The following is a 22,493-nucleotide window of genomic DNA, read 5'->3' as shown; positions in this document are numbered from 1 at the left end:
ACAGATTTTTAAGCAGATTTTTTGGACAGTTTTTTCAATCTATCCTTTATATCTTGTAGCTCGTTTTCCAGGGATTCGAGCGTCTCTTCAAGGTAGGCGATTTCCCCCTCCCTTGAAGGCTCAGGCCAGGGAACTTCGCAAGGAATGTATGGTTCGGGTGTATAGTAAGGATCAGGATGCGGATACCATCTGCACCAGAAACCCCTGCCGAATCCGAAGTGTCTGTATCCACGTCCGGGCACACCTCGATAATCAGCAAAGTACCCCCTCTCCCTTTCCATTCTGGAATAAGGTGGAGTTGTAGGGAAAGCAGTTTCTTGAAGTGCATCTGTTTTGTATTGCTCGATTACCTCTCTAACCGTACCTCTGACGCCCGTTACTACTTTTATGCCGGCATTTGAAAGGACCGGTAATGCATTTGGGCCGATGTCTCCTGTTAACATTACGTCAATACCTTTATTTGCTACTGCCTGGGCGGCCCGGACTCCTGCACCCCCCCGCGCTGAAGCTCCCGGGTTTTCAAGCACTTCAAATTCCATCGTCTCAGGATCAACGATAACAAAATACCGGCATCTTCCCAGGAACGGGTCTACGGAAGCGTCCAGATTCCTCTCAGTAGCTGTTACACAAATTTTCATTTGTTCCCCCCAAATTATTAAGGAATTTCAAAAAAATACAGGCTTTCAAATAGCTTTCAAATAGCTTAACATCAGTTTTTTGTCATTGAAACACTGTTTTGCTATTGGAACACTGTTGCTTCCCTTATTATTACCCATTTTTATATATATGACTTTATTATAAGTAATTTCTGTTTTGCTAAGAGATCATACAGGTTTTCATAAATAATACATATTAACCAGTAAAAAATATCACAATTTCAATCTAAAACCTGCCTTAACCTCCGAAAAAGCATTCGGGAATCTCCTGGAAATTTCTTCTTTATGAACGGTGCAGTGACAGGGACCAATAAGGGTTAAGCCTTTAAGCAGGTCGTACTCGGTACTTCCATGAAACCCACCGATTATGCCCACCACCACACCGAATTTCGATGCCTTGTCAATGATTTCGGCAAGTCCCGGGTGGGAACACCCGGTAATAACATACAAACCCCTTCCCGAATCCAGAATAAGGGACTGTTCTCTTACGCCCGTACCAAGTTCCCCTGTACTACGGATATTCTTGCAAATTTCCCGTGCCCCGGAAACCTCAATTAATTCCGCCATTGAAGCTATTTCATTTTTCAGGCGATTGGAAAATGAGGCAGGTGCATAGACTTCAATTTCCGGGTTTATATTTAACAAAGCAAAAAGTCCGCCGGTATGATCCCCATGCTCATGAGATAATACTACTTTTGTAATCTCCCGGGAAGGGATATCGAGCATTCTCAAATTATATAGTAGTGCATTGCCATCCCCACCAGTGTCGAAAAGGACACTTTCGTCTTCTGTCTTTATATGGCAGGAAAAACCCCAACCGCTAATTAAACCTTCCTTTGCTTCGTTATCGTACACTACTGTTAATTTCAACTTTTCCACTCCCATTCCAGCCTTTCTGTTCCGATTCCCGCTTTTTCACTTTTACTCCAGCATTTGTGCCCCAATTCCCGTTTTCCTACTCCATTAGCCATCAAGCTTTTTCTTTATATTTTCCCAGAGACCTTTGACCATTTTTGAAAATTCACCATCTGAATACTCTATAACAGTCATTTCCTGCATCATAGCTTTTGTCGGTGTATCGTCATAGGGCAGTTTACCCGCAAGTTCGATCCCATGCTCTTTGCAATACTCCTCGATAACGCGGGAATTCTTCTCATTTATATCGTATTTATTTATACAGACCATAGCCGGAATATTGAAGTGGCTTGCAACACCCAGTATCCGCTCAAGATCGTGTATGCCGGATACACTTGGCTCGGTTACTGCCAGAACCAGGTCTACACCTTTAATTGAAGCAATCAAGGAGCACCCGGTCCCCGGAGGGCCGTCTATGAGAACCAGATTTCGATCATATTTTTCTGCAAGTTTTCTGGCGTTTTCCCTGACAACCGCAACTAACAGCCCACTTGCCTCCTCTGCGATGCCGAGTCTTGCATGTGCCATTGGCCCGAACCTTGTTTCGGAATTGCAGGCATATCCTGCTTTTCGTTCAATCAAGCTGATCGCTCCTTCCGGACAGACATATGCACAGACCCCGCAACCTTCACATGCATAAACATCAATCCTGATATCATTGCTTATGGCATCAAACTTGCAGGCATCCCTGCAAATGCCACATCCGGTACAGATGATTTCATCAATAGAAGCTACTTTTAATCCGGTAAAATCCATGGTTTCAATTATTTCGGGTTTCAAAATTAGATGCATATCGGAAGCATCAACATCACAGTCAGCAATCACGGCACTTTCTGCAAGCGAGGCAAATGCCGCTGCAATAGTCGTTTTCCCGGTGCCCCCTTTTCCGCTTATTACAGTAAGCTCTTTCATGTTCCCGCTTCCTTCAAGTTACCTGCTTCCTCTGAGGCAAGCTGTACCCGTATCTTATCCAGCAGCTGCACAAATTTTTCCCTCCACTCCGGCATCCTGCTAACAAAAGGAATTCCTTCGGAATACAAACGTGCAATCTCACGGTCATGCCGTATCTTCATAAGAACAGGAATTCCCTCTGTTTCGCAGTACTTCTCCACCCTGTCATCACCGATATCGGAACGATTGATTATTATGCCGAAAGGTATCCCCAGTTTCTTTATAACGTCAATAGTAAGCAGCAGATCATGGAAGCCAAAGAGCGTAGGTTCTGCAACAAGGATACAATAATCCGAACCCCTGACAGAAGTGATAACCGGGCACGTCGTACCCGGAGGGGCATCAAATATTACGGTTTTGCTTTCATCTGCATATTTTTTCAAAACTTTGATAACCGCAGATACCAGCGCTTCTCCGATATTCAATGCACCCGAATAGAACTCCAGGTTTTCGCCTTTTGCTTTTTCTTTTGCTTTTTCGATTATTCCGATGCTTCTGTTTTTATAAACGATTGCGGCTTTCGGACACACCAGGGCACATCCGCCGCAGCCATGGCAGAGTGCCGGAAAAACAAGTATATCTTCCGGCAGTACGGCAATTGCATTGAACTGGCAAAACCCGGAACATTTGCCGCAGAAATCACATTTTGTCCTGTCCACGATGGGCACTAAAATATTTACATCTTCAATCTTTTCAAGATCCAGGCCCAAAAATAAATGGCAGTCGGGTTCCTCAACATCACAATCAAACAACTGTACATCTTCAATTGAAAGGGCAAAATTAACAGCTACCGTTGTTTTCCCTGTCCCTCCTTTTCCGCTTGCAATTGTAATTTTCGTATATTTAGCCTCCAGCCTGTTTTCATATTTACTGTTCTTCAGGAATTTACTCTGTATGTGATGTGAGCCTGCTCAGGCCTGATACCTTCTCCACAACTTTTTCAACATCTTCAGCCTCTTCCGGCATCCGGAGCATCTTCACAAAACTATCGTGAAGATTGTGAAAGGGGCCTTCGCCGATTTCACCCACAATCACAACATTGACCCCCTGACTTTTCAGAAATTCTGCAGTCTTAAGACCTCTTTTCCTTTCAAGACCCGAGGCAGGGTTCCGGTTGACCTGCCAGCTTTTTATTTCGTCACCTTCGAGTTCAAAAATAATAAAATACGGAGCCCTTCCAAAATGCCGGGAAACTTTTGATTGCAGACCTTCCGGTTCCAGGACGGGAACTGCGATTTTCATTGCTGACATCTTTCCGGGTTTTGCATTGATAACCAGATGTTCCAAATTCTTGACCTCATTTTTCACCGTTTTTTCGATTTCCTCAGAAAGCATCTCCACTCTTTTAAGATCGGCATTACCCTCGATTTCAATTTCAATCTCCCCGAATACCACCAGACCGGACTTTCGAAGTCTGATTTCTTCGACCTGTTTCACGCCCTGAATACTGGCTACATTCTGCCTGGTTCTCGTAATCGAATCCCTATCCAGCCACGCGTCCATCAGTGTCAGTACTGAGTCCCGAGCAATACCGATTCCAAGTTTGAATATCATAAGCGAGATCAGCAGCACCCCGACACTATCGAGCCACATTATGCCAAGGATTGAACCTGCAATTGCAATGACAACTATCAGGGAGCTAAAAACGTCTGTGTAGGAATGCAGTGCATCAGCAATCAAAGCCTGGGAATCTATCTGTCTGCCGACTCTGGCTTTGTATTGAGATAAAGCATACATTGACATCGCCGAAAACAGGGCTGTTCCAAGGGCGATACCCTGCAGTTTTATCTCAACAGGATTTTTGATGTTCAGCAGTGCCTCGTGTACAAGTTCGATTCCGGAAAAGAGGATTATAACCGAAACAAAAAGTGAAACCAGGTTGTCTGCCTTATAATAGCCATAGGGAAATTTCTCTGCGTTGCCTTTCAGGCTGAGCTTAAGCCCGACCCAGACGGCGAATGAAGTAAAAATATCCAGTGATGTATGCACAGCATCTGCGATCAGGGCTGAACTTCCGGAATGAAACCCGACAAAGCCTTTCAGAATTGCAAGAAAAACTAAGGTAAAGGTTGAGTTCCTTGAAGCATTTGCCCCTAACAGTAAGTTTTCCTGTACAACCATTCTCCCGCATCACTCCTGAAATGCACATACGGGAAACATATATTTTGGGAGTTGATATTCGGCCCCTTCCTTTCCGGGACTTTTTTTTCAAAAAGATGTTCACCAAACTCCATCGCCTTCTCCATGCCTGCCAAGAAGGTTTCGGAATTTGTCCCACTTAGAGAATATTACGTTATACTGGATTTTATAATAATTTATATAAAAAAATAGATTAGTTCCTGCCCGGACAAAATAATTTACCTGAAGCCTGAACGCATTTTAATAATGATATTCATAGGTAATCCCATGAATGAAAGCCTGAAGAGAACTCTCCTTAAAAAATGCAAAGATATGGAAATACCCATGGTCGGGATAGCCAGCACAGAACGCTGGGAAAAACCTCCGTTTCGGCCCTGGATGCCGGAAGAGTTCTACCCGCAGTCAATCTACCCCGAGGCAAAATCTGTGATCGTTATCGGGCTTCCTATCAACCTTCCGGTGCTTGAAAGCTCTCCTTCCATACATTACAGTGAGCTTTACAGGACCGTAAACATCCTGCTCGACCAGTACACCTACCGCCTGTCCAATTATCTGACCGAAAAAGGCTATCCTTCAATATTCATCCCCCGAGACGGGTACGGCTCGGGCAAGGTGCTCCTGGAAAATCCCTTTGCCTTTTTTTCACACCGGCACGCGGCTCTCCTTGCAGGGCTCGGGAATTTCGGGGTAAATAACATGCTCCTCACCGAAAAATACGGCCCTCGGGTGCGCTTTGGCTCGGTATTCACAAGCGCGGAGCTGCCTCCGGACCCTTTAATTGAGGAACGGCTCTGCACCCGCTGCATGCGCTGTGTACGCATGTGCCCCTCAAACGCCCTCAATGAAGCTGATTATCCGGAGGGAAAGACCGACAAGAAAGCCTGCACTTCCTACAGCCTGGAACTTGCCAGACGCCATATATCCCCCTGCGGCATCTGCATCAAAGTCTGCCCCGTTGGAGAAGACCGGAAGCTGTACGGAAGGGAAGATGCCTCGATCTACGCCAGGAAAGAAGAATTCCCGAAATACCACAAAGCTTGGGAGCACGTCAGGGCCTATGGAGGAAAGTGAAGGCAATTTTAGGGGCTTGATGGTAATTGGGAGGAGGGTTCTCGCATGGTGGGAATTGGAAACATTGAGGGAAAAGTGAAGGTGCAAGTCAGGACATATGGAAGAAAGTAAAGGCATCGCCGGGTGCCCATTCTTTTTTACGTCCACGCTTTCCCCACAGGTATTTTTTGGGTGGTGGGGGCGAGTTACTGAAAAACATAAGCCTACGAATCTCTCAACGTTTTTTTCAAATATGTGGTATGTGCTCGTTTTTTCATATTTAATCAATGACTCGCCCCCACGACCTATTCTGAATTTGAGTATTTTTTTCAGACACTTCTTTCAAGAAACAACATTCAAATCACTCTTCAACAACCAGCCCCCATATCCTTTTCAACGGCAACTCCGCCTTCAACTCATCATCAAACTTTTCGTAATACTTGAATATCTCGTGAAGTATATTCCCCTGGTCCCATAAACGTATAGTGAAAAATGCGTCCTTTGCTTCTTTCCTGGCTTCTGAATTATAGCCGCCCCATGAAACGAAAAGACCCTGTTCTGCCCTTACCTTTGACATCACACCCTGCAGCTCCCTCAGGACCTTGACATCTGCAGGCGTGCAAGCCCTGTACAAGACTGTTAATTCCTTCCAAGATTCCATTAGTTATCTTGGAATCGAAATAATTGAGAACTCCATCCCAATGGTTTTTTACGGTCTTTGATGCTTCAATTATTGGTTTAGATATCCTTGGCTATAGTAGTTGATTACTGAGCTGGAATAAGTTCTTCAAGGTTAGTAAACTAATAGTAATGATTAAGGGGGAAATATAGCCAGAATCGGAGTCTTAAGACCTAAAGTAACGGACTTCCAGGATTGGAAAGGCAAATTCGACAAGAAGCTGGCGATTTGAAAGAATAGCGTATGGCCTTTACACGAGCTGTATTATGATGAAGCCCATTAAAGCTTATGTCGTTCATACCTTAAACGATGACAAATTGGACATGGCAAAACAGCATGTAAGAATTTCAAGCTTTTGGAAAGCAGACCGAAATTAAGCCCTCTGGCAATCGGCACTCAACTCTTCCGGGAGGAGATAAGGTTGAAGAGATTGCTATTGGAGATTTGGTCTTGAATTTTTAATCAATGGGGGGTAACGTTATGACTGACGACAGAAAGAACCCTGAAACGGGCAGAGCAGACAAACAAGAAACCGGTAGAAGCATGCCGAACCGCGACTGGTGGCCAAACCAGTTGAAGCTCGAGATCCTGCACCAGCATTCTTCCAGGTCCAACCCTATGGGCGAGGACTTCAACTACGCAAAAGAGTTCAAGAGCCTTGACCTGGCGGCTGTGAAGAAAGATCTTGCGTCGCTGATGACTGATTCGCAGGACTGGTGGCCGGCGGACTTCGGCCACTATGGCCCTTTGTTCATTCGCATGGCGTGGCACAGCGCCGGCACCTACCGCGCCGGTGACGGCCGCGGCGGTGGCGGTAGAGGCCAGCAGCGCTTCGCACCGCTCAACAGTTGGCCGGACAACGTCAACCTGGACAAGGCACGTCGCCTGCTCTGGCCGATCAAGCAGAAGTACGGCCGGAAGATTTCATGGGCTGACCTCATGATTCTTGCGGGCAACGTCGCCCTGGAATCGATGGGATTCAAAACGTTCGGTTTCGGAGGCGGCCGCGAGGACGTCTGGGAGCCGGACCAGGACGTCTACTGGGGTTCCGAGGACACGTGGCTGGGTGGTGATAAACGCTACTCCGGTGACCGGGACCTCGAAAATCCGCTCGCTGCCGTGCAGATGGGGCTGATCTATGTCAATCCTGAAGGCCCGAACGGCAACCCGGATCCGATAGCGGCGGCCAAGGATATCCGCGATATTTTCGCTCGCATGTCCATGAACGACGAAGAGACCGTTGCGCTCATCGCTGGCGGTCACGCCTTCGGCAAAACCCACGGTGCCGGCCCTGCGTCCCATGTCGGGCCTGAACCGGAAGCGGCCAGTATTGAGGAGCAAGGCCTCGGTTGGAAGAGCAGTTTCGGCACCGGAAAAGGCGGTGACACGATCAGCAGCGGTTTGGAGGTCACCTGGACCAGCACGCCAACGAGGTGGAGCAACAACTTCTTCAGGATCCTGTTCGGCTACGAATGGGAATTGACAAAAAGCCCGGCCGGTGCATATCAGTGGCAACCGAAAGGTGGCGCCGGCACCGGCACGATTCCTGATGCTCACGACCCGTCCAGGCGTCACGCGCCAACCATGCTGACAACTGACCTTTCCTTGAGGTTCGACCCTGCCTACGAAAAGATTTCAAGGCGCTTCTACGAGAACCCGGATCAATTAGCGGAAGCATTCTCACGCGCGTGGTTCAAGCTGACGCACCGCGACATGGGTCCGCGTGCACGCTATCTTGGCCCGGAGGTTCCTGCCGAAGAGCTCATCTGGCAAGACCCCATCCCCGCGGTCAACCACGAGTTGATCGATGAGAAGGACATTGCCTCCCTCAAGGGCAAGGTCCTTGCCTCAGGGCTGTCGATCCAGCAACTGGTTTCGACCGCCTGGGCGTCGGCGTCCACCTTCCGTGGCTCCGACAAGCGCGGCGGTGCGAACGGCGCACGAATTCGCCTTGCGCCGCAGAAGGATTGGGAAGTCAACCAGCCAGCCAAACTGGCGAAAGTGCTGAACACTCTCGAAGGTATCCGGAAAGAGTTCAACAGCGAGGCCTCTGGCGGCAAGAAGGTCTCGCTTGCTGACCTGATCGTTCTGGCTGGTTGTGCAGGTATTGAGCAGGCTGCGAAGAATGCCGGTCACGATGTGACGGTCCCCTTCTCGCCAGGGCGCATGGATGCCTTGCAGGAGCAGACCGATGTGGTCTCCTTCGCCTTACTCGAACCGATTGCTGATGGTTTCCGCAACTACCTCAAGAGCCAGTACACCATATCAGCCGAGGCATTGCTGGTTGACAGGGCGCAATTGCTGACGCTGTCCGCACCAGAGATGACGGTGCTCGTTGGCGGTATGCGCGTGCTAAACACCAATTTCGGACAGACCCGGCACGGCGTTTTTACCCGGAAGCCGGAAGCGCTAACAAATGACTTCTTCGTGAACCTCCTCGACATGGGCACGGAGTGGAAGGAGGTATCGGACGCCGGGGACATGTTTGAAGGGCGTGATCGCAAGACCGGAAAAGTCAAGTGGACCGGCACGCGTGTCGATCTTATCTTCGGTTCGAACTCCCAGCTCCGAGCTCTGGCCGAGGTCTACGGAAGCGCGGACGCGCAGGAGAAGTTTGTTCAGGACTTCGTGGCGGCCTGGGCAAAGGTAATGAACCTTGATCGCTTCGACCTCGCCTGATCGTAGCATAAACGTCTCCAAGGGCTTGAAGATCTTCAAAAAAAACGACTTTGCTCAGGCTGGAGAAAGGTACCGGTTGCTTGACAATACAGGGCAGAAACATATGATTGGCAACCTTGTGGCCGATCTGAGCCATGTCACCATTCCAGCTATTCAGAGACGTGCAATCGAAAAATTACGGCGGGCTGATGAGACTTTGCAGTATCTGTAGAGCCAAAAGGAGTTCGAGGATATATTAAATTAAAGAAGCGAGGATATGTCGAAATAAAGAAGGCTATCCTCGAATTCTCTATTTTTATCGCGGAATCGCCCATTAATTGCTTTCACTTTGGCTTTTGGATTGCCTGATTGTTATGCGAGATTACTATTTCCGTAAGTAAAGAATCTCTATTAATCAACGAACTCACTCATTCCAGGCCCCATTTCTTCCTGAACTTGAGCTTCTGCTGGCTGCTCATCCAGTGGCTGCCGTCACAGTAGGGCTTGTTCTCTGACTTCCCGCAGCGGCAGAGGGTTACTCTGTTTCGGGATTCATACATGCTGCCATCTGCAGATTCAAAGGGGATACCACCTCGAACCCAAAGGGGGCCTTCACAACCTTTTTGTTCGTCATGAACCAGTACAATAGAAGGTTCAAATTCTTTTTCAAAGGGTTTGCCTGTCTTCTTATCCCACATGACCAGCCGGCCCGAAGGGCAGATCATGGCTTCCTCTATAGCGTTTTGTCTGGCTTCCGAGTCGTCCGATTTTTTTATGAGATCCCTTATTCCGCCAGACCGCTGGCAGAAACGGGAATGATCGCAGAGCTCGTGGGCATCGGTGAGTTTTAGATCAGGACCTTCAAACGTTTCCGCTTTTTCCAGGTAAGGCTTTCGACTGGCTGTTTCGCTGCCGTCAAAACCGATTTTGCGGTGGGTCCCATCACAGAAGGGCTTATTTTTGGATGAGCCACAGCGGCATAAGATATAGGCATCCTGCCGGGGGTATTCCTTTATATCAATTAATTCTCTGGTATGACCAGCGTCGTCGGTGACAATTATCTGTTCGAAAAGCGGCACTCCACCTGTAACCCGATAAGGTCCATCTTTGATTATCTTAATCCTCATTTCTTTTTCATTGACTGCCATAACCATAGTCTCCCATTACCTCTTATAATGCAGTACTGGATGTTTAGTCTGACTATTCGCCTCTTTGATGATTCCTCCGCGTATACACGCTCAAAGACTATCCCAGTCTGGAAATCGGATATTTTCGTAATTAAGAGGACAGCCACGCAGCTACTTTCTGAGTTTATCGGAAGTCAAAAAACACATCTCCTTGTGGTTTTCTAAAAATTACCGAGATCTGGGTGACATAGGAATAGGATTCCATAATGTTTTATACTAGACACGAAATTAACGATTTTTATATGACCCTTATTAAAATAATCATCATTGAGTATAGCAGAAAAATAAGTTCGGAGCAAAGGTAACTGAATAATTCCTATTTGAATAGAAGCACTCTAAATGTTTAGGAGGACGAAAAACAAGCTTTATCGAAAACTTCAAAATAATTTAGATTCCCACCCCCCTCACATCCACCAATTTCTAACTTTTTTGTATAAAAAGTTGTAACTTTCCGTAGTTACGAATCTCTGTTGATACTTATTTATTAGACACCCATGCAAATCACATAAAAAATATATTTTACAAATTACCTCCATAGGGAATTTAGTATTAAGAAGTTGTAATATTCTCCGGTTCACGCTTCAGAAACACCATCATGAGCCTGCAAGCCCTCATAATTGATCATCGAAGCAAAAAAGTACCAAAGGCAACTTCAACCCCCGGCACCTGCCGCACGCCAACTCCCTGATGTGGCCTGACAGGGCATCCCCACGGATCAGGGTATAAAAAGGGGCTTAAACCTCAGGGAGATGCGCCCCATTCTGAAAATGGCTTACTTTTTGAAACTTTTCAGTGAACACATGTATTTATCTGAGCGCGGTTAAAACTATAAATGGAGAAATATAACTACGTCTCCTTTAAACCTCCTCCTAGCCTCCTGAGGAGCCCATGAAAAAAGTGTGAGGAAGCCTCGTATAGAGATACTCCGGCTGTGGAAATCTTGAGGCATCTGTCAGGATATCTGTCTTGAATGAGGTGCCAAAATACTGAACATCTTAGCTACACAGCTGTTATTCAGGGAAAAAGGTAGGGTGTTTCTACGAAACATTCGTAGGAATCTTTACGAGTTTAAGATAGCCCGGCACGGATTCGAACCGAGGTTGCGGGATCCAGAGTCCTGCATGATTGACCACTACACTACCGGGCTTCGTTGATTTAACTCTCGGGCACGCCTTCGAGCGCCCCTGAGCGTATCTTCTAAAGGACAAATCTGTATATATAGCTTTCGGCCCACATTATGAAATTTTACGGTTTACTTTAAAGGTTTTCTTCTTTCTGGTCCAGGACAGCGGTCCACCACCAGCGGGCCATGTCCATCAGGTCGCTGGAAAACTGGCCTGAAAGCCTGTACTCCCCTTTGCTTATGGAGATGAGCCCTGCACCCAGGAGCTTGTTGCGCATAGCATAAAAAGAGGCACGTCCAACCTGAAGTTCTTCAAGTATCTTTTCCCATTCTTCGGTCCTGACCGGGTTGCCTGCAGCCTGCCTTTCTTCTATTATAGTTAAGAACTTCCGGCCTCTCAGGGCAGTGGCATCTTCCTGGAAAATGCGCCGCATGAGGGCATCGTAAGGGTTCCTTGTTTTAGTTATGCGGGAATTTGCGTCCGAGCGGACAATAATGGTCGTCGCTGTTCTTGGGGCGTTTTTAACAAGTGACATAGTCCATCAGCAAAATTAGAATGAGATCAAAATTTATGTGGCAATCTTAAATTTATGCAGCAATCTTTATGCAATTGCATCATTTGACGACTCAGGTGGCGTATTTACGACTTTCATAAGCAGATCCAGATATTCTTCTCGCAGAGTGTATACCATCGGGGTCTTATAGGACTCCTTGTGAGACCTCAGTATCCCGAGCTTTGAATGAATATATCCCACCATGGATGCAACCGTATTCCTTGAAACATTGTATTTTTTTCCAAGCATTTCATGCAGCTCGTCAATGGTTGCTTTCTTGACTTTTATAAAGATGCATAAAATTGCTCTTCGATAGCCGGTGGAATCTACTTCAATAAATTTCTCTACTCTAGATTTGATTTTGGAACGGATGGATCCCATGTGTTACCACCTCTACTGATACAGTAAACTATGTCAGTTTTAACTCTATATATAGGTTTGTAAATTAATTCGTTATGATGGGAATGATTATAATTTTTTTTACTTGCTCGATAATTATATTTTTATCACTGATACCATTAATTCTAATGTATATATATGCCCTCCCTCGATATATTGTTTTTTACGCCCCAATAATATATTTGCTGGATTTAGGGGACTTGCCCACAAAGTAATCCTACTTCTATATTTTTATTTTTCATCCGTTTTTTCAAAAAGCCATCCTATGGCGTAAAACTCTGAAATAGGCCTTAGAGTACCCTCCAATCTTTGAAAACTTGTAATATATATTTACCCCGGTACTTAATAAGTTTCGAGTAACTTCTATATAAAGATTTCTCCTCAGGCGGTTACTGGTATCGATTTTATAGGGGGCTCCTCTCGATGACTCTAGCGAACTCCCCAGTCTCCTGTATGAACCGATCCCCGGCATAATTCGGAGTTATTTTGAGTTTTCCTCAGGATCTCCTCCGGAATTTAATATAAGTTCTCCCTCCTTTCCCGCTTTTTACCTTCTGTAGCTTTCAAAGTTAAACTGTTTGTGCTTTCACATATTTTCAGTCCTGAGGGGGATGAATTTTAATAGTTTTATTACCTTAGACAGAAATGTATGGGGAGGCTGGCTTGCATAGAGGCCTTCCTAACTTCCCGCCCACGTTAAGGTGTGATAATAATGGATTACAGGTATGACCTTCAGGGTAATGTTCTCTACATGGGGGAAACTCCGATGCCCGCATACAGTCTAGAAGAAAATGAAATCGGTACCTGCACGCACTGTGACTCCCCAATGGTTAGCATTAGCTATCATGTTTCGGGGGAGGAAATCGTAGTTGCAACAAAGTGCACGGCATGCGGGGTATTTTATGCGATCATATATGGCCCGGAGTGGAACTGGCTGGACGAAGCTCCCATTTCTCTGCTACCTGTCCCGATTCCTATAAGTAATCCGGTAGTTAGGGATCTGGAAGGGCTTGAAGCCATACCCTTAAAAAAAATGGAGGCTGTATTTTCAAAAGGGGAAATAGAAGCGCTCTTTGCAAAGGCCAGGGAAATGGCCCCTATTCGGCAGCACCTGTACCGCGCCCGTAAAAAATATGGACAGTTTGAAGAAATTTTCGAGCTCAGGCTCGAATTATAAATTATTACTCCATTTTTTTATCAAATACTGTTTTTTTGCAAGGACCTGGTGAAATATTTCTCATAAATCGGGTAAATAGGAGATTAAATTAGTTGTAACAATATATTATTACACCACAACCTTATTAACATCTTCCCATATTAATTCAATGTTGACTATTAATAAAAGGATCTTATTAATATTTTGTGAATATTATCTTAAAATATGATATTATATTTAATCATGCATATTGGGGGATGGCTCAGATATATATGGTAACATGAGATTATATAAGGTTATATATCACAAAAATTTAGATCACTATTCTATAAATAGTTCTTACAATTCCCAAAGATTGTATATGCGTTTTTAGTACTTTATGACTCACGTAGTCTAGCATATATGGGCCAAAAGATAATATATAAAAATATGCTTATTTATTACTGTCTCAATGGGTGAACTTTGAAAAAAAAGCATAACTTTCAGGAAATAAATACTTATTTCGTCCTGGGTTCATTTCCTTCAAGACTAATTTTTCTACTTTGGGCTGCTTGTGAACATAAACCCACTTTTGTAATAATCACCGTGGCACATAATTACTAAGGGTAATCAAGGTGTTTCTCCTGCTAAATTGAGTCTCCATTTCCTGCATCAAGGGGCTGTTCTTATAGTTTATATGGATTGGTTTCCAGGCAGGTCAAAATCTATGTTTTGGTTGACCCGATCATTACATAACATATAGGAATATGCCCTTTTCCACCGATATACCCGTTATTTAGTAAGAAAAATAGTTCAGAAACATATATCACCCTGCAAAAACCAGATAATTACCATATGTTATATGAATATGCTTAATTGAGATCTCTGGACCCATAGTTATTATTGGGATAAATCGCCATCTCGGACTTAATTAATGTAAAATTTTACTATTTATTACTATGTGTACTTAACTCATTTTTTGTAAAATAGTCTAGCGTTATCAGCTCAAATAACATTATATAAATATAGGCAAATTTAAATGGTTTTTTAAAATAACTCTATTTGTATAATTGAATTTCCATTTTATATTGTTTAAGGTGTGTAATAATCTTAAGCAGAGTCATAAAAATGAATATTGTATACTATATACCTCTTTGAATTGTATCTAATCATAATTCTTAAAAGTAACTTAAATATCCCCTATCTACTCCCATATGCATATCTTTTCATGTAATATCATCTAAGGTCAAATTGCCTTGAAAAAATCAATTAATTATCAATATATGTTTTATATAGTATATATTAATTGATATGCCCTTGCATTTGATGCCAGTATGCAAATTATCATGCCTTCATTAAGATATATATATAATTGGTTATCTGCTGTAATATGTATGTTATTAAGGTATGGTTTACAACATATCATTCATACCTCTAAGTGCATATATAGTATGTGTATATTATGATATATGTTTTTAATTTAATACTTATTTCTTATGACTTTTGTATTGGCAACTTATATGCATAATACACCTCATTGCATATAAAATATAATACATCTAAGTTCAGCATCCATTAAATACATTATCATATGAATAGGCTGTCACAAACCACTATTTATTAGAATTTTTAACTATCAATAGTCATTTCCCTATATTTATTTCTGTATTGGTTTGCAAGCAAGCACATTTTACCATATATCCATAATTTTTATTGAGCTATATTTATATATTATTTTCCACTTTGAATGAGCTAGACTATCGGAGGCCAGATTCCCCAAAAACATATGCTTGCTAAATTTTGCCACCTTTTCAATTTAAAAGTGAAATTTTAAATTAAAATGACGGGATATTTTATTTAATGGGCAACTATAATAATATTCAACATGTATAGTATATTTATTATATAATAAAATCCCCATTATTATAATATGTCAAATATAATTTAAGAACAATACATTATATTGCCCTACTGCACTTAACCTGGTGACCCCCCGGCAGGATTTATAATATAACAGTATATAATATAACAGGACTATTTACTTTAGATATTCTTTGTTTCTTATGCACAATCAGCATTTATTTAAGGGCGGATGCTCTATTTCAAATAGTTCATCAATTGAAATGTACAGTGATGTGAGACCTCCCCATATGCAATTTATTTTTACATAGAGTTTCCTGCGAGACCCGTTATGCTAGAAAATATCGACCTGACAATGAGCGTGAAAAACGGAGATTATAAAGAGAGTCTAGACTCCCTGGAAGAAGAACTTGGAGAAATCCAGCGCCAGGCCTGGGAGCTGAAGATCCCGATTATTCTTGTGTTTGAGGGCTGGCATGCCTCGGGGATTGCGGAGGACATTAACAGGTTCATCCTGCCCCTGGACCCCAGGGGATATGACTTCCACACAATGGTGAGACCTGGCTATGAGGAAGCCCTTAAACCTTTTCTCTGGCGTTTCTGGACCAAGATCCCGGTCAGGGGTAAAATTGCAATCTTTGACAGGAGCTGGTACAGCCGGGCAATTATCGAAAAGTACGGAAGAGAAAGCTCTGATAAGGCCCTGGAAAATTGTCTGAAGGAAATCAATTATTTCGAACGCCAGCTTTCCAAGGACGGCTACCTTATCCTCAAATTTTTCCTCCATATAAGCGAGAAGGAACAAAAAGAACGCTTCAGGAAAATCCGCAAGAGCAATATCCCCCTGATCGTGGATGAATACGAAGATGCCGGCGGAGAAGAACTTGACTTCATTCACGAATACTCCAGGTATTTGCCTGTGGTAGAAAAGGTCCTGGAAATAACCGACTTTCCCCATTCCCCCTGGACAATTGTAGAGGCAAATGACAGGAAATTTGCAACCCTTAAAATCTTCAGCACTGTCATTCAGGTTGTCAGAGAACATATAGAAAAAGTTACCAGGACTCCCGGGCAGCAGACCATCAAATACCTGGACATCTCGACCTCCAAAACCCTCGACCTTAACGGTTCCTTGCTGGAAAAGACAGACCTTTCAAAAGCGCTTTTATCCGATGAATATAAAAAATCAAAAAAACAGTTTCAGAACACACTCAGCGAACTCCAGTACGAACTTTTCAGGCAGAAGCGTTCTCTGGTAATCGTCTTTGAAGGTATGGATGCGGCAGGCAAGGGGGGGGACATCCACCGACTGGTCCAGGAACTGAACCCAAGGCTTTACAGGGTGATCCCTGTAGGAGCCCCAAACGACATCGAAAAAGCCCACCACTACCTCTGGCGCTTTTTTGAGGGCATTCCGAAAGCCGGGCACATGACTATCTACGACCGGAGCTGGTACGGGAGAGTCCTGGTGGAACGGATAGAAGGGCTCTGCAGTGAAGATGAATGGAAGCGGGCCTACCGGGAAATCAATGAGTTCGAAGAAGTCCTAGCAAACTCGGGAACAATTGTCCTTAAGTTCTGGCTCCAGATCGACCGGGATACGCAGCTCAAGCGCTTCGAAAGCCGAAAAGCAGACCCCCGGAAACAGTGGAAAATCACTCCTGAAGACTGGAGAAACCGGGAAAGATGGATAGCGTACGTAGACGCTGCAGAAGAGTTGCTCCAGAAAACCAGCACAAGCTATGCCCCCTGGATTGTCGTGGAAGCCAATGACAAGTACTATTCAAGGATCAAGGTCCTGAAAACCGTGGCTGAAACGCTGGAAAAAGAACTTAAGTCCTAATTTGCAGTAGAAATTAGCTGCCAGACAGGGCATCAAATCGAATTTTTTGATAATTAATAGAAAACTATTTCAAGTAACCCACAAATAATTCTATATGTTCGATGAAGACCTGATCCGAAAATGGGTGGACAACGGCACGATAAACCCGGAACAGGCACGGAAAATGTCCGAAGATCTTGCCGAATACAGGGAAGAGCACAAATCAAAAGGACAGATTATTGCTTTTTCGGTAATCGGCACAATCTTAATCGGTGTCGGTGCCATTCTCTTTGTAGCCTCTCACTGGAATGGAATCCCGGATTATGCAAAAACGCTGCTCCTTGTGGGAAGCACCCTTGGTATACATCTCTCAGGCTACCACTTCCTATACCAAAAGCAGAAGTACCCGAGGTTGGGATCTGCTCTTCTCTTTTTATCAGCAATCTTCTTCGGGGCCAGTGTCTTTCTTATCGCCCAGATCTATAATGTTAATGCCAATTCCCATTTTCTGGTGTTCATCTGGCTGCTGGGTTCCCTCCCTCTGGTCTACGGGTACTGCTCCACCGCAAGTGCGGGCTTATGTTCTCTACTATTTTTTATATGGGGCGGACTGCTGTACAGCGAGAACCGGAGGCTTGAAGAGGCAATTGATATTCTGGACCTCTTTCTCTTGCAGGGGCTTGCCCTCTATCTGGTCGGGACTCTCCATGAACTCTTTGAAAAGGTAAAGTCTGCTGCCAGGCCCTACAAATTCATAGGGCTGCAGGCAACCCTCCTCTTTTTGTTCCTGCACACATTTCGTCTAAATTACGAATTCGGAAAAACAACTCCCATTATTTATGCAGCCATCGGAACCTTACTGCTGATCCTGCTGCTCCCCCCAAGCCTGCGCACCCGGTTGAGAAGCTATCAGACCGATGTGGGAGTCTTCATACTGGTGCTGCTCCTGCTCGGCATGAGCCTCGTCACAGGCTACTACCCCGAAAATGAAAAAACTTACATGATAGTATTCAATGTTATCTTTCTCGGGGTGCTTATTATGCTGCTCTATACCGGCTACAGCAGCGAAAACATGGGGGCCATCAATACCGCAATGTTCTGGTTCATTCCCTTCATCATTGCCCGGTACTTTGATTTCTTCTGGGAAATGCTGCCAAGGTCCCTTTTTTTCATTGCAGGAGGTCTTGTAATGCTTGCAATCAGTATACTCCTTGAGCGAAAAAGAAGAGAACTCAAGGCCCGGTTCGGGAGAGAAAAGGCATGAACCCGAAGAAAATCCTCTATATAACTTTCGCCATCTGGCTCCTTATTTTCGCAGGCCTCATCGCCTCAAAGGAGTATACCCTGCGGACAGGGGAGGAAGTGCTCCTGAAAACAGTACCTGTAGACCCCAGGGATATGTTCAGGGGGGATTATGTGGTCCTTAACTACGATATCAGCCGCCTTGATCTTACCGAGGTCCCGGCCGAATCCGCCGATTTCGAATACGATGACAGGGTATACCTGGCGCTGGAACTTGAAGACGGCTACGGCGTGCCCAAAAAAATATACAGGACCCCGCCGGAAGGTGAGCTTTACATCAAAGGGACCGTGAAAAGTATAACATACGACTATGAACCCACCGTGGAAGAAGTGCCTCACGAAGAACCTCCTGTGCCCCGGAGAACATCTGTTTCCAAAATCCGGGTCGAGTACGGCATTGAGAGCTATTTTGTGCCTGAAGGCCGGGGCCGGGAGATCGAAACGCAGCAGTGGAAAGGAAAACGTGTGGACGTAAGGGTCGTGCTTGACAGGCAGGGAAATGCCATAATCAAGGACCTGCTGATTGATGGAGAAAAGGTGGCGTTTTAAAACTGGTTTGAAAGCCGGTTTGTGGGGGGCCGTTATTCTGCGGTCCCTTTCTTTTTACAATGCGATCATCCTGTATTTTTTACTTTAGACCCTTCGCCCTGCACGTTTTTACCTCCTCCCTCTCAGCATCCGGAGTATTTCAATTATCAGGACCCAGAACGCAAGAATAAGTGCAAGTAGAATCAAAAGGAAAATAATCAGCATTGGCCGGAGAAGAATAATCCAGATTGCGGCCAGGATGCCAAGAACGCGTATGATTATATCCAGGATTCCAGGGTTCGAATTGCGCCTTCCGGCCTGCCAGCCAGGTGTTTTTCCACGGCCAGATGCCGAAGTTCTGCTGCCGGGACCTCCGGAATAACTGCCCCATTCTTTTCTGCCTGAAGTCCTGCCTGTTCCGCTTTGCCTTTCCCACGTCCATGTATACTCTTTCCTCCAGGTGTACTCCCGGGGTTTCGAGTAACTGCTCCGGCCCGAAAAACCTGGTCCGAATTTCCTTTCCCGGTCATATTCAGCCCGGTTTTTCGGGTCCGAAAGAATATCATGCGCCTGGTTTATATTCTTCATCTGCTCTTCGGCATACGCACTGTTGTTCCTGTCGGGGTGGTATTTAAAGGCAAGCCTGTGGTAGGCGGCTTTTATTTCCTCTGCAGAGGCATTTTCCGAAATCTCCAGAACCCTGTAGTAATCGTTTACGACCATGATTGTACCGGGAGAACCAAATTCAGGACCTAACATTCAAAAGCCTGACACCCAATTTATGGGGTGATCCAGGACTAATCCTTATTGAATTTAAAAGTAAATCAATAAAGTTTAAGGCACTAATTTTCACCTGAATATTATAAACTTATCGAATGGTATTAAAGATGTTTTGCTGAAAATAGTCTTAAAGACGTTTTGCCGAATCAAAAACAATGAGATACAATACTGAATAACTGAAAATGAGATAAAATACCGAATCAAAAACAATGAGATACAATACTGAATAACTGAAAAAAACAGTACAAAAAGCAAAAAATAGGCTCGGAAGAAGAGAAAAGGATAGCAGAAAAAGAGCCATGAAATTGCAGCTTCAGAAACACGTTTTATTTTTTCTTTAGGTTAGCAGGGGTGCCGACAGGGGACAACTATTGCCCCTCAGGAACTAAGTCTGAGGGCAGGGAAATTATTAATTCAGGAAATGTCTTCATGTTACTGCTTTTCTTTTCAGCTTCGTGGTTCTTTAAAGCTGTTTCTATACTTTCGGCCAGCTCATTTTCATCAAAAGGTTTGGTGATATAGCCAAAAGCTCCCGTCTTTTCGGCCTGTGCCCGGATCTTTTTATCGGAGCAAGCGGTAATGTATATTACAGGGGTATTGAACCTGGTTTGGATCTCTTCTGCAGCTTTCAATCCACCAAGCTTGCCTTTGAGCATGATGTCCATAAGTACCAGGTCAGGAAAGATGCTTTCAGCCTTGCAAACTGCGTCTTCCCCTGTGGAAGCTATGCCCGTAACCTGATACCCCAGGCTCTTTAACATTCTCTTTATTCCCATTGCAACTATGTGTTCGTCTTCAACGACAAGAATCTTTTTCCCTTTCATTAATTTACACCTTTATCTGTTCTCCCTCTCGTTGAAATGTTAAACCCGGTTTTCCTGCCCGAATAATACACCATCTTCCCTTCATTTCATTTCTCAGAAATTCTTAGTATGAAGGCATGGAGCCTTACTTTCGGAAACCATCGCAGGGATATTTCCCTCCTCCTGTTAATTGGGAAATACGGAGATCTTTGCTTATATCCCCTCTTTTGCCTGCCAGAACCTTTATCCTGCCATTTTCGGTCCCGATAAAGCTTTATCCACCAGGGTTTTATCCACATAATTCAGCACTGGAAAACGGCCCATATATTCCGCGTCCTTTCCGTTTCCCGGAATTATTGCATGTCGGCCTACATCCAGCTTAATTCCAACCTACCTACAACTTAACGTCCGGCCTGACATCCATCCTGACACCTGATTGCGTTATTTAGCTCCATTTTCGGGAGGCTATTTTTATTCCCCGGAGCCTGGAGAGGCCCATAACATCATGAAAGGTGGAAAAACAAAATCCCAGGAAGGGGTGAATCATTCTGAATTTCAAGAGCTAATAGATTGGGTTATTTCTTAATGGATTGGATTATCTCCTACAGGTTGTTTTTATAGAAATAAATCTATATAACCTGCTTTGTGGTGCTCTTTCGGTGGGGAAGGGATTTGAAAAGGGCCATGTTCCTGGCGCATGAGGGCTGACATTTCCAGTGCCATGGGATATTTTCATTACGTTATAATTTTTAAAGGCATTAAAATTCATCTTCAGGCATTCACTCTTCAGATCGGGTCTGACGTGGTACAGCCTTAAGGAAACACATGAAAAAAAGAGGATTTAAAAGAAAGAACACTTAGCCAACTATTGAAGATGTTCTGCCAGTTCCCTTCTACACTCACATGAATAATCAAAGTTGCGCTGGCGCACCCCGCTGCAAGCAACGGGGTATGTTCGCGCCACCGCTGAAGATTCCATGAAAGGAGACATTAAACATAATAAGGTTTAGTTCGAGCAGAACTTAACAAACAAAAAGTGGAATTGAGAATTAGCATTATCATCAACGTTTCCCGGGGAAGTATCCATCCCCGCAGCAAGCTACGGGGTATTCGACTGAAATAAATGCATTAGGAATTACTGGACCCGGTTAACTGAATATAATAACTCGGTTATAGCAACTCGGTTATAGCAACTCGGTTATAGCAACTCGGTTATAGCAACTCGGTTATAGCAACTCGGTTATAGCAACTCGGTTATAGCAACTCGGTTATAGCAACTCGGTTATAGCAACTATAGTCAAGGCCCCAAATTCCTTCACCAAGCTCAAGTGAAAGTTTACCACAGAAAGCACGGAAAACACGGAAGACACGGAATAAAGGAAATAGGGGCACAATTCTTCCGTGCTTTTCGTGTCTTCCGTGGCTATAATGTAAGTGTAAATATTTGCTTTCGGGACTATAGACTATAGTAACCCGACCCGGAGCACTGGAACTTAATCCTGTACTCCGGGTTGCTGTCGAAAGCCTGATATTAAAGGTTACGTACTGTCAGGATTTTCTTCCTGCTTCTTTTTTTCCACTTCATGCCTGTGCAGCGCCACTTCGATACTGCTGTGCAGGTCTTTTTCTTCAAAGGGCTTGACGATATAGCCGAAAGGCCCTGTCTGCTTTGCCCGTTCCAGGATCTGGCTGTCGGAATATGCAGAGAGATAGACCACGGGGAGTTCGAAGCGTTTTATGATTTCCCGAGCGGCTTCTATTCCATCAATGTTTCCTTTCAACATGATATCCATAAGCACAAGGTCCGGGAAGGTGCTCTCGGCTTTGCTGATAGCGTCTTCTCCTGAGGAGGCTATCCCCGTGACCTGATATCCCAGGCTCTTAAGCATTTTTTTTATGCCCATTGCAACTATGTGCTCGTCTTCAACAACAAGAATCCTTCCTTCGGCCAT

Annotated in this window: 19 protein-coding genes, 1 tRNA gene and 1 pseudogene; 7 read left to right on the top strand and 14 right to left on the bottom strand. The window is 44.5% G+C overall.

What is annotated here, in order from left to right; translation table 11 throughout:
• Nucleotides 1-8: 8 nt before the first annotated feature.
• From MSMTP_RS18510 to MSMTP_RS08945, 5 genes are all read right to left on the bottom strand, one after another.
• Complete coding sequence (locus tag MSMTP_RS18510) at nt 9-638, bottom strand: NifB/NifX family molybdenum-iron cluster-binding protein (protein ID WP_082090563.1); 630 nt, start codon at nt 636-638, stop codon at nt 9-11.
• A 231-nt stretch (nt 639-869) separates the two neighbouring features.
• Complete coding sequence (locus MSMTP_RS08960) at nt 870-1,535, bottom strand: MBL fold metallo-hydrolase (RefSeq protein ID WP_231582995.1); 666 nt, start codon at nt 1,533-1,535, stop codon at nt 870-872.
• Nucleotides 1,536-1,619: 84 nt separating this feature from the next.
• Nucleotides 1,620-2,483, bottom strand: coding sequence for an ATP-binding protein (locus MSMTP_RS08955; protein WP_048178709.1), 864 nt, complete (start codon nt 2,481-2,483; stop codon nt 1,620-1,622).
• A complete protein-coding gene (locus MSMTP_RS08950) occupies nt 2,480-3,349 on the bottom strand; it encodes an ATP-binding protein (protein ID WP_369799634.1) in 870 nt (289 codons plus the stop codon). Before MSMTP_RS08950 ends, MSMTP_RS08955 begins: the two co-directional genes overlap by 4 nt.
• Nucleotides 3,350-3,407: 58 nt before the next feature.
• Nucleotides 3,408-4,643: a cation diffusion facilitator family transporter gene (locus tag MSMTP_RS08945; RefSeq protein ID WP_048178707.1), complete on the bottom strand. Its 1,236-nt coding sequence runs from the start codon at nt 4,641-4,643 to the stop codon at nt 3,408-3,410.
• A 285-nt stretch (nt 4,644-4,928) separates the two neighbouring features.
• Between MSMTP_RS08945 and MSMTP_RS08940 the strand changes: the two genes are divergently transcribed.
• Nucleotides 4,929-5,732 carry a 4Fe-4S binding protein gene (locus MSMTP_RS08940; protein ID WP_048178706.1) on the top strand — a complete coding sequence of 268 codons (804 nt, stop codon included), beginning with the start codon at nt 4,929-4,931 and terminating at the stop codon, nt 5,730-5,732.
• A gap of 340 nt (nt 5,733-6,072) precedes the next feature.
• On the opposite strand, the gene MSMTP_RS08935 is transcribed toward MSMTP_RS08940, so the two are convergent.
• The gene (locus tag MSMTP_RS08935; protein ID WP_048178705.1) at nt 6,073-6,372 is read right to left on the bottom strand and encodes a restriction endonuclease; all 300 of its coding nucleotides are present in this window, start codon (nt 6,370-6,372) and stop codon (nt 6,073-6,075) included.
• Nucleotides 6,326-6,427: pseudogene (locus MSMTP_RS18505) on the bottom strand (transposase); the annotation flags it as partial. The pseudogene MSMTP_RS18505 and the gene MSMTP_RS08935, both read right to left, overlap by 47 nt.
• 443 nt (nt 6,428-6,870) lie before the next feature.
• Here MSMTP_RS18505 and katG point away from each other — a divergent pair.
• Nucleotides 6,871-9,069, top strand: coding sequence for a catalase/peroxidase HPI (katG, locus tag MSMTP_RS08930; RefSeq protein WP_048178704.1), 2,199 nt, complete (start codon nt 6,871-6,873; stop codon nt 9,067-9,069).
• The gene (locus MSMTP_RS20365) at nt 9,047-9,280 is read left to right on the top strand and encodes a catalase-related domain-containing protein (RefSeq protein WP_048178703.1); all 234 of its coding nucleotides are present in this window, start codon (nt 9,047-9,049) and stop codon (nt 9,278-9,280) included. Before katG ends, MSMTP_RS20365 begins: the two co-directional genes overlap by 23 nt.
• Before the next feature lie 196 nt (nt 9,281-9,476).
• On the opposite strand, the gene MSMTP_RS08920 is transcribed toward MSMTP_RS20365, so the two are convergent.
• From MSMTP_RS08920 to MSMTP_RS08905, 4 genes are all read right to left on the bottom strand, one after another.
• Entirely contained in the window at nt 9,477-10,196 is a 720-nt protein-coding gene (locus tag MSMTP_RS08920) for a CDGSH iron-sulfur domain-containing protein (RefSeq protein ID WP_231582731.1), read from the bottom strand.
• Between the two features lie 1,113 nt (nt 10,197-11,309).
• A tRNA-Gln gene (locus tag MSMTP_RS08915) sits at nt 11,310-11,382 on the bottom strand.
• Nucleotides 11,383-11,492: 110 nt separating this feature from the next.
• Nucleotides 11,493-11,894, bottom strand: a complete 402-nt coding sequence (locus tag MSMTP_RS08910; protein WP_048178701.1) for a hypothetical protein — start codon at nt 11,892-11,894, stop codon at nt 11,493-11,495.
• Between the two features lie 66 nt (nt 11,895-11,960).
• On the bottom strand, nt 11,961-12,293 hold the full coding sequence (locus tag MSMTP_RS08905) for a DUF2551 domain-containing protein (protein WP_048178700.1): 333 nt from the start codon (nt 12,291-12,293) through the stop codon (nt 11,961-11,963).
• A 730-nt stretch (nt 12,294-13,023) separates the two neighbouring features.
• Here MSMTP_RS08905 and MSMTP_RS08900 point away from each other — a divergent pair.
• The 4 genes from MSMTP_RS08900 to MSMTP_RS08885 all read left to right on the top strand — a co-directional run bounded on the left by MSMTP_RS08900 (nt 13,024) and on the right by MSMTP_RS08885 (nt 18,979).
• Nucleotides 13,024-13,488 carry a hypothetical protein gene (locus MSMTP_RS08900; RefSeq protein WP_048178699.1) on the top strand — a complete coding sequence of 155 codons (465 nt, stop codon included), beginning with the start codon at nt 13,024-13,026 and terminating at the stop codon, nt 13,486-13,488.
• 2,149 nt (nt 13,489-15,637) lie between these two features.
• Nucleotides 15,638-17,149 carry a polyphosphate:AMP phosphotransferase gene (gene pap, locus MSMTP_RS08895; protein ID WP_048178698.1) on the top strand — a complete coding sequence of 504 codons (1,512 nt, stop codon included), beginning with the start codon at nt 15,638-15,640 and terminating at the stop codon, nt 17,147-17,149.
• A 94-nt stretch (nt 17,150-17,243) separates the two neighbouring features.
• A complete protein-coding gene (locus tag MSMTP_RS08890; RefSeq protein WP_048178697.1) occupies nt 17,244-18,392 on the top strand; it encodes a DUF2157 domain-containing protein in 1,149 nt (382 codons plus the stop codon).
• Entirely contained in the window at nt 18,389-18,979 is a 591-nt protein-coding gene (locus MSMTP_RS08885; protein WP_048178696.1) for a GDYXXLXY domain-containing protein, read from the top strand. The genes MSMTP_RS08890 and MSMTP_RS08885 overlap by 4 nt, the downstream gene beginning before the upstream one ends.
• A 108-nt stretch (nt 18,980-19,087) precedes the next feature.
• Here MSMTP_RS08885 and MSMTP_RS08880 read toward each other — a convergent pair whose 3' ends face one another.
• The 3 genes from MSMTP_RS08880 to MSMTP_RS08870 all read right to left on the bottom strand — a co-directional run bounded on the left by MSMTP_RS08880 (nt 19,088) and on the right by MSMTP_RS08870 (nt 22,493).
• Nucleotides 19,088-19,717 (bottom strand): DnaJ domain-containing protein, encoded by a 630-nt coding sequence (locus tag MSMTP_RS08880; protein WP_197076033.1) that lies wholly within the window; start codon nt 19,715-19,717, stop codon nt 19,088-19,090.
• Between the two features lie 389 nt (nt 19,718-20,106).
• On the bottom strand, nt 20,107-20,562 hold the full coding sequence (locus MSMTP_RS08875) for a response regulator (RefSeq protein WP_048178694.1): 456 nt from the start codon (nt 20,560-20,562) through the stop codon (nt 20,107-20,109).
• A gap of 1,517 nt (nt 20,563-22,079) precedes the next feature.
• On the bottom strand, nt 22,080-22,493 hold the full coding sequence (locus MSMTP_RS08870) for a response regulator (protein ID WP_048178693.1): 414 nt from the start codon (nt 22,491-22,493) through the stop codon (nt 22,080-22,082).

Source organism: Methanosarcina sp. MTP4, from assembly GCF_000970045.1.
GTDB lineage: Archaea > Halobacteriota > Methanosarcinia > Methanosarcinales > Methanosarcinaceae > MTP4.
This window is presented reverse-complemented; position numbering and strand designations above follow the sequence as displayed.

Bases quoted from the DNA above. Each gene is read 5' to 3' on its own strand.
- MSMTP_RS18510 (WP_082090563.1), bottom strand. From the start codon at position 638: ATGAAAATTTGTGTAACAGCTACTGAGAGGAATCTGGACGCTTCCGTA.
- MSMTP_RS08955 (WP_048178709.1), bottom strand. From the start codon at position 2,483: ATGAAAGAGCTTACTGTAATAAGCGGAAAAGGGGGCACCGGGAAAACG.
- MSMTP_RS08945 (WP_048178707.1), bottom strand. From the start codon at position 4,643: ATGGTTGTACAGGAAAACTTACTGTTAGGGGCAAATGCTTCAAGGAAC.
- MSMTP_RS08940 (WP_048178706.1), top strand. From the start codon at position 4,929: ATGAATGAAAGCCTGAAGAGAACTCTCCTTAAAAAATGCAAAGATATG.
- MSMTP_RS08935 (WP_048178705.1), bottom strand. From the start codon at position 6,372: ATGGAATCTTGGAAGGAATTAACAGTCTTGTACAGGGCTTGCACGCCT.
- katG (WP_048178704.1), top strand. From the start codon at position 6,871: ATGACTGACGACAGAAAGAACCCTGAAACGGGCAGAGCAGACAAACAA.
- MSMTP_RS08920 (WP_231582731.1), bottom strand. From the start codon at position 10,196: ATGGCAGTCAATGAAAAAGAAATGAGGATTAAGATAATCAAAGATGGA.
- MSMTP_RS08910 (WP_048178701.1), bottom strand. From the start codon at position 11,894: ATGTCACTTGTTAAAAACGCCCCAAGAACAGCGACGACCATTATTGTC.
- MSMTP_RS08905 (WP_048178700.1), bottom strand. From the start codon at position 12,293: ATGGGATCCATCCGTTCCAAAATCAAATCTAGAGTAGAGAAATTTATT.
- MSMTP_RS08900 (WP_048178699.1), top strand. From the start codon at position 13,024: ATGGATTACAGGTATGACCTTCAGGGTAATGTTCTCTACATGGGGGAA.
- pap (WP_048178698.1), top strand. From the start codon at position 15,638: ATGCTAGAAAATATCGACCTGACAATGAGCGTGAAAAACGGAGATTAT.
- MSMTP_RS08890 (WP_048178697.1), top strand. From the start codon at position 17,244: ATGTTCGATGAAGACCTGATCCGAAAATGGGTGGACAACGGCACGATA.
- MSMTP_RS08885 (WP_048178696.1), top strand. From the start codon at position 18,389: ATGAACCCGAAGAAAATCCTCTATATAACTTTCGCCATCTGGCTCCTT.
- MSMTP_RS08880 (WP_197076033.1), bottom strand. From the start codon at position 19,717: ATGTTAGGTCCTGAATTTGGTTCTCCCGGTACAATCATGGTCGTAAAC.
- MSMTP_RS08875 (WP_048178694.1), bottom strand. From the start codon at position 20,562: ATGAAAGGGAAAAAGATTCTTGTCGTTGAAGACGAACACATAGTTGCA.
- MSMTP_RS08870 (WP_048178693.1), bottom strand. From the start codon at position 22,493: ATGGCCGAAGGAAGGATTCTTGTTGTTGAAGACGAGCACATAGTTGCA.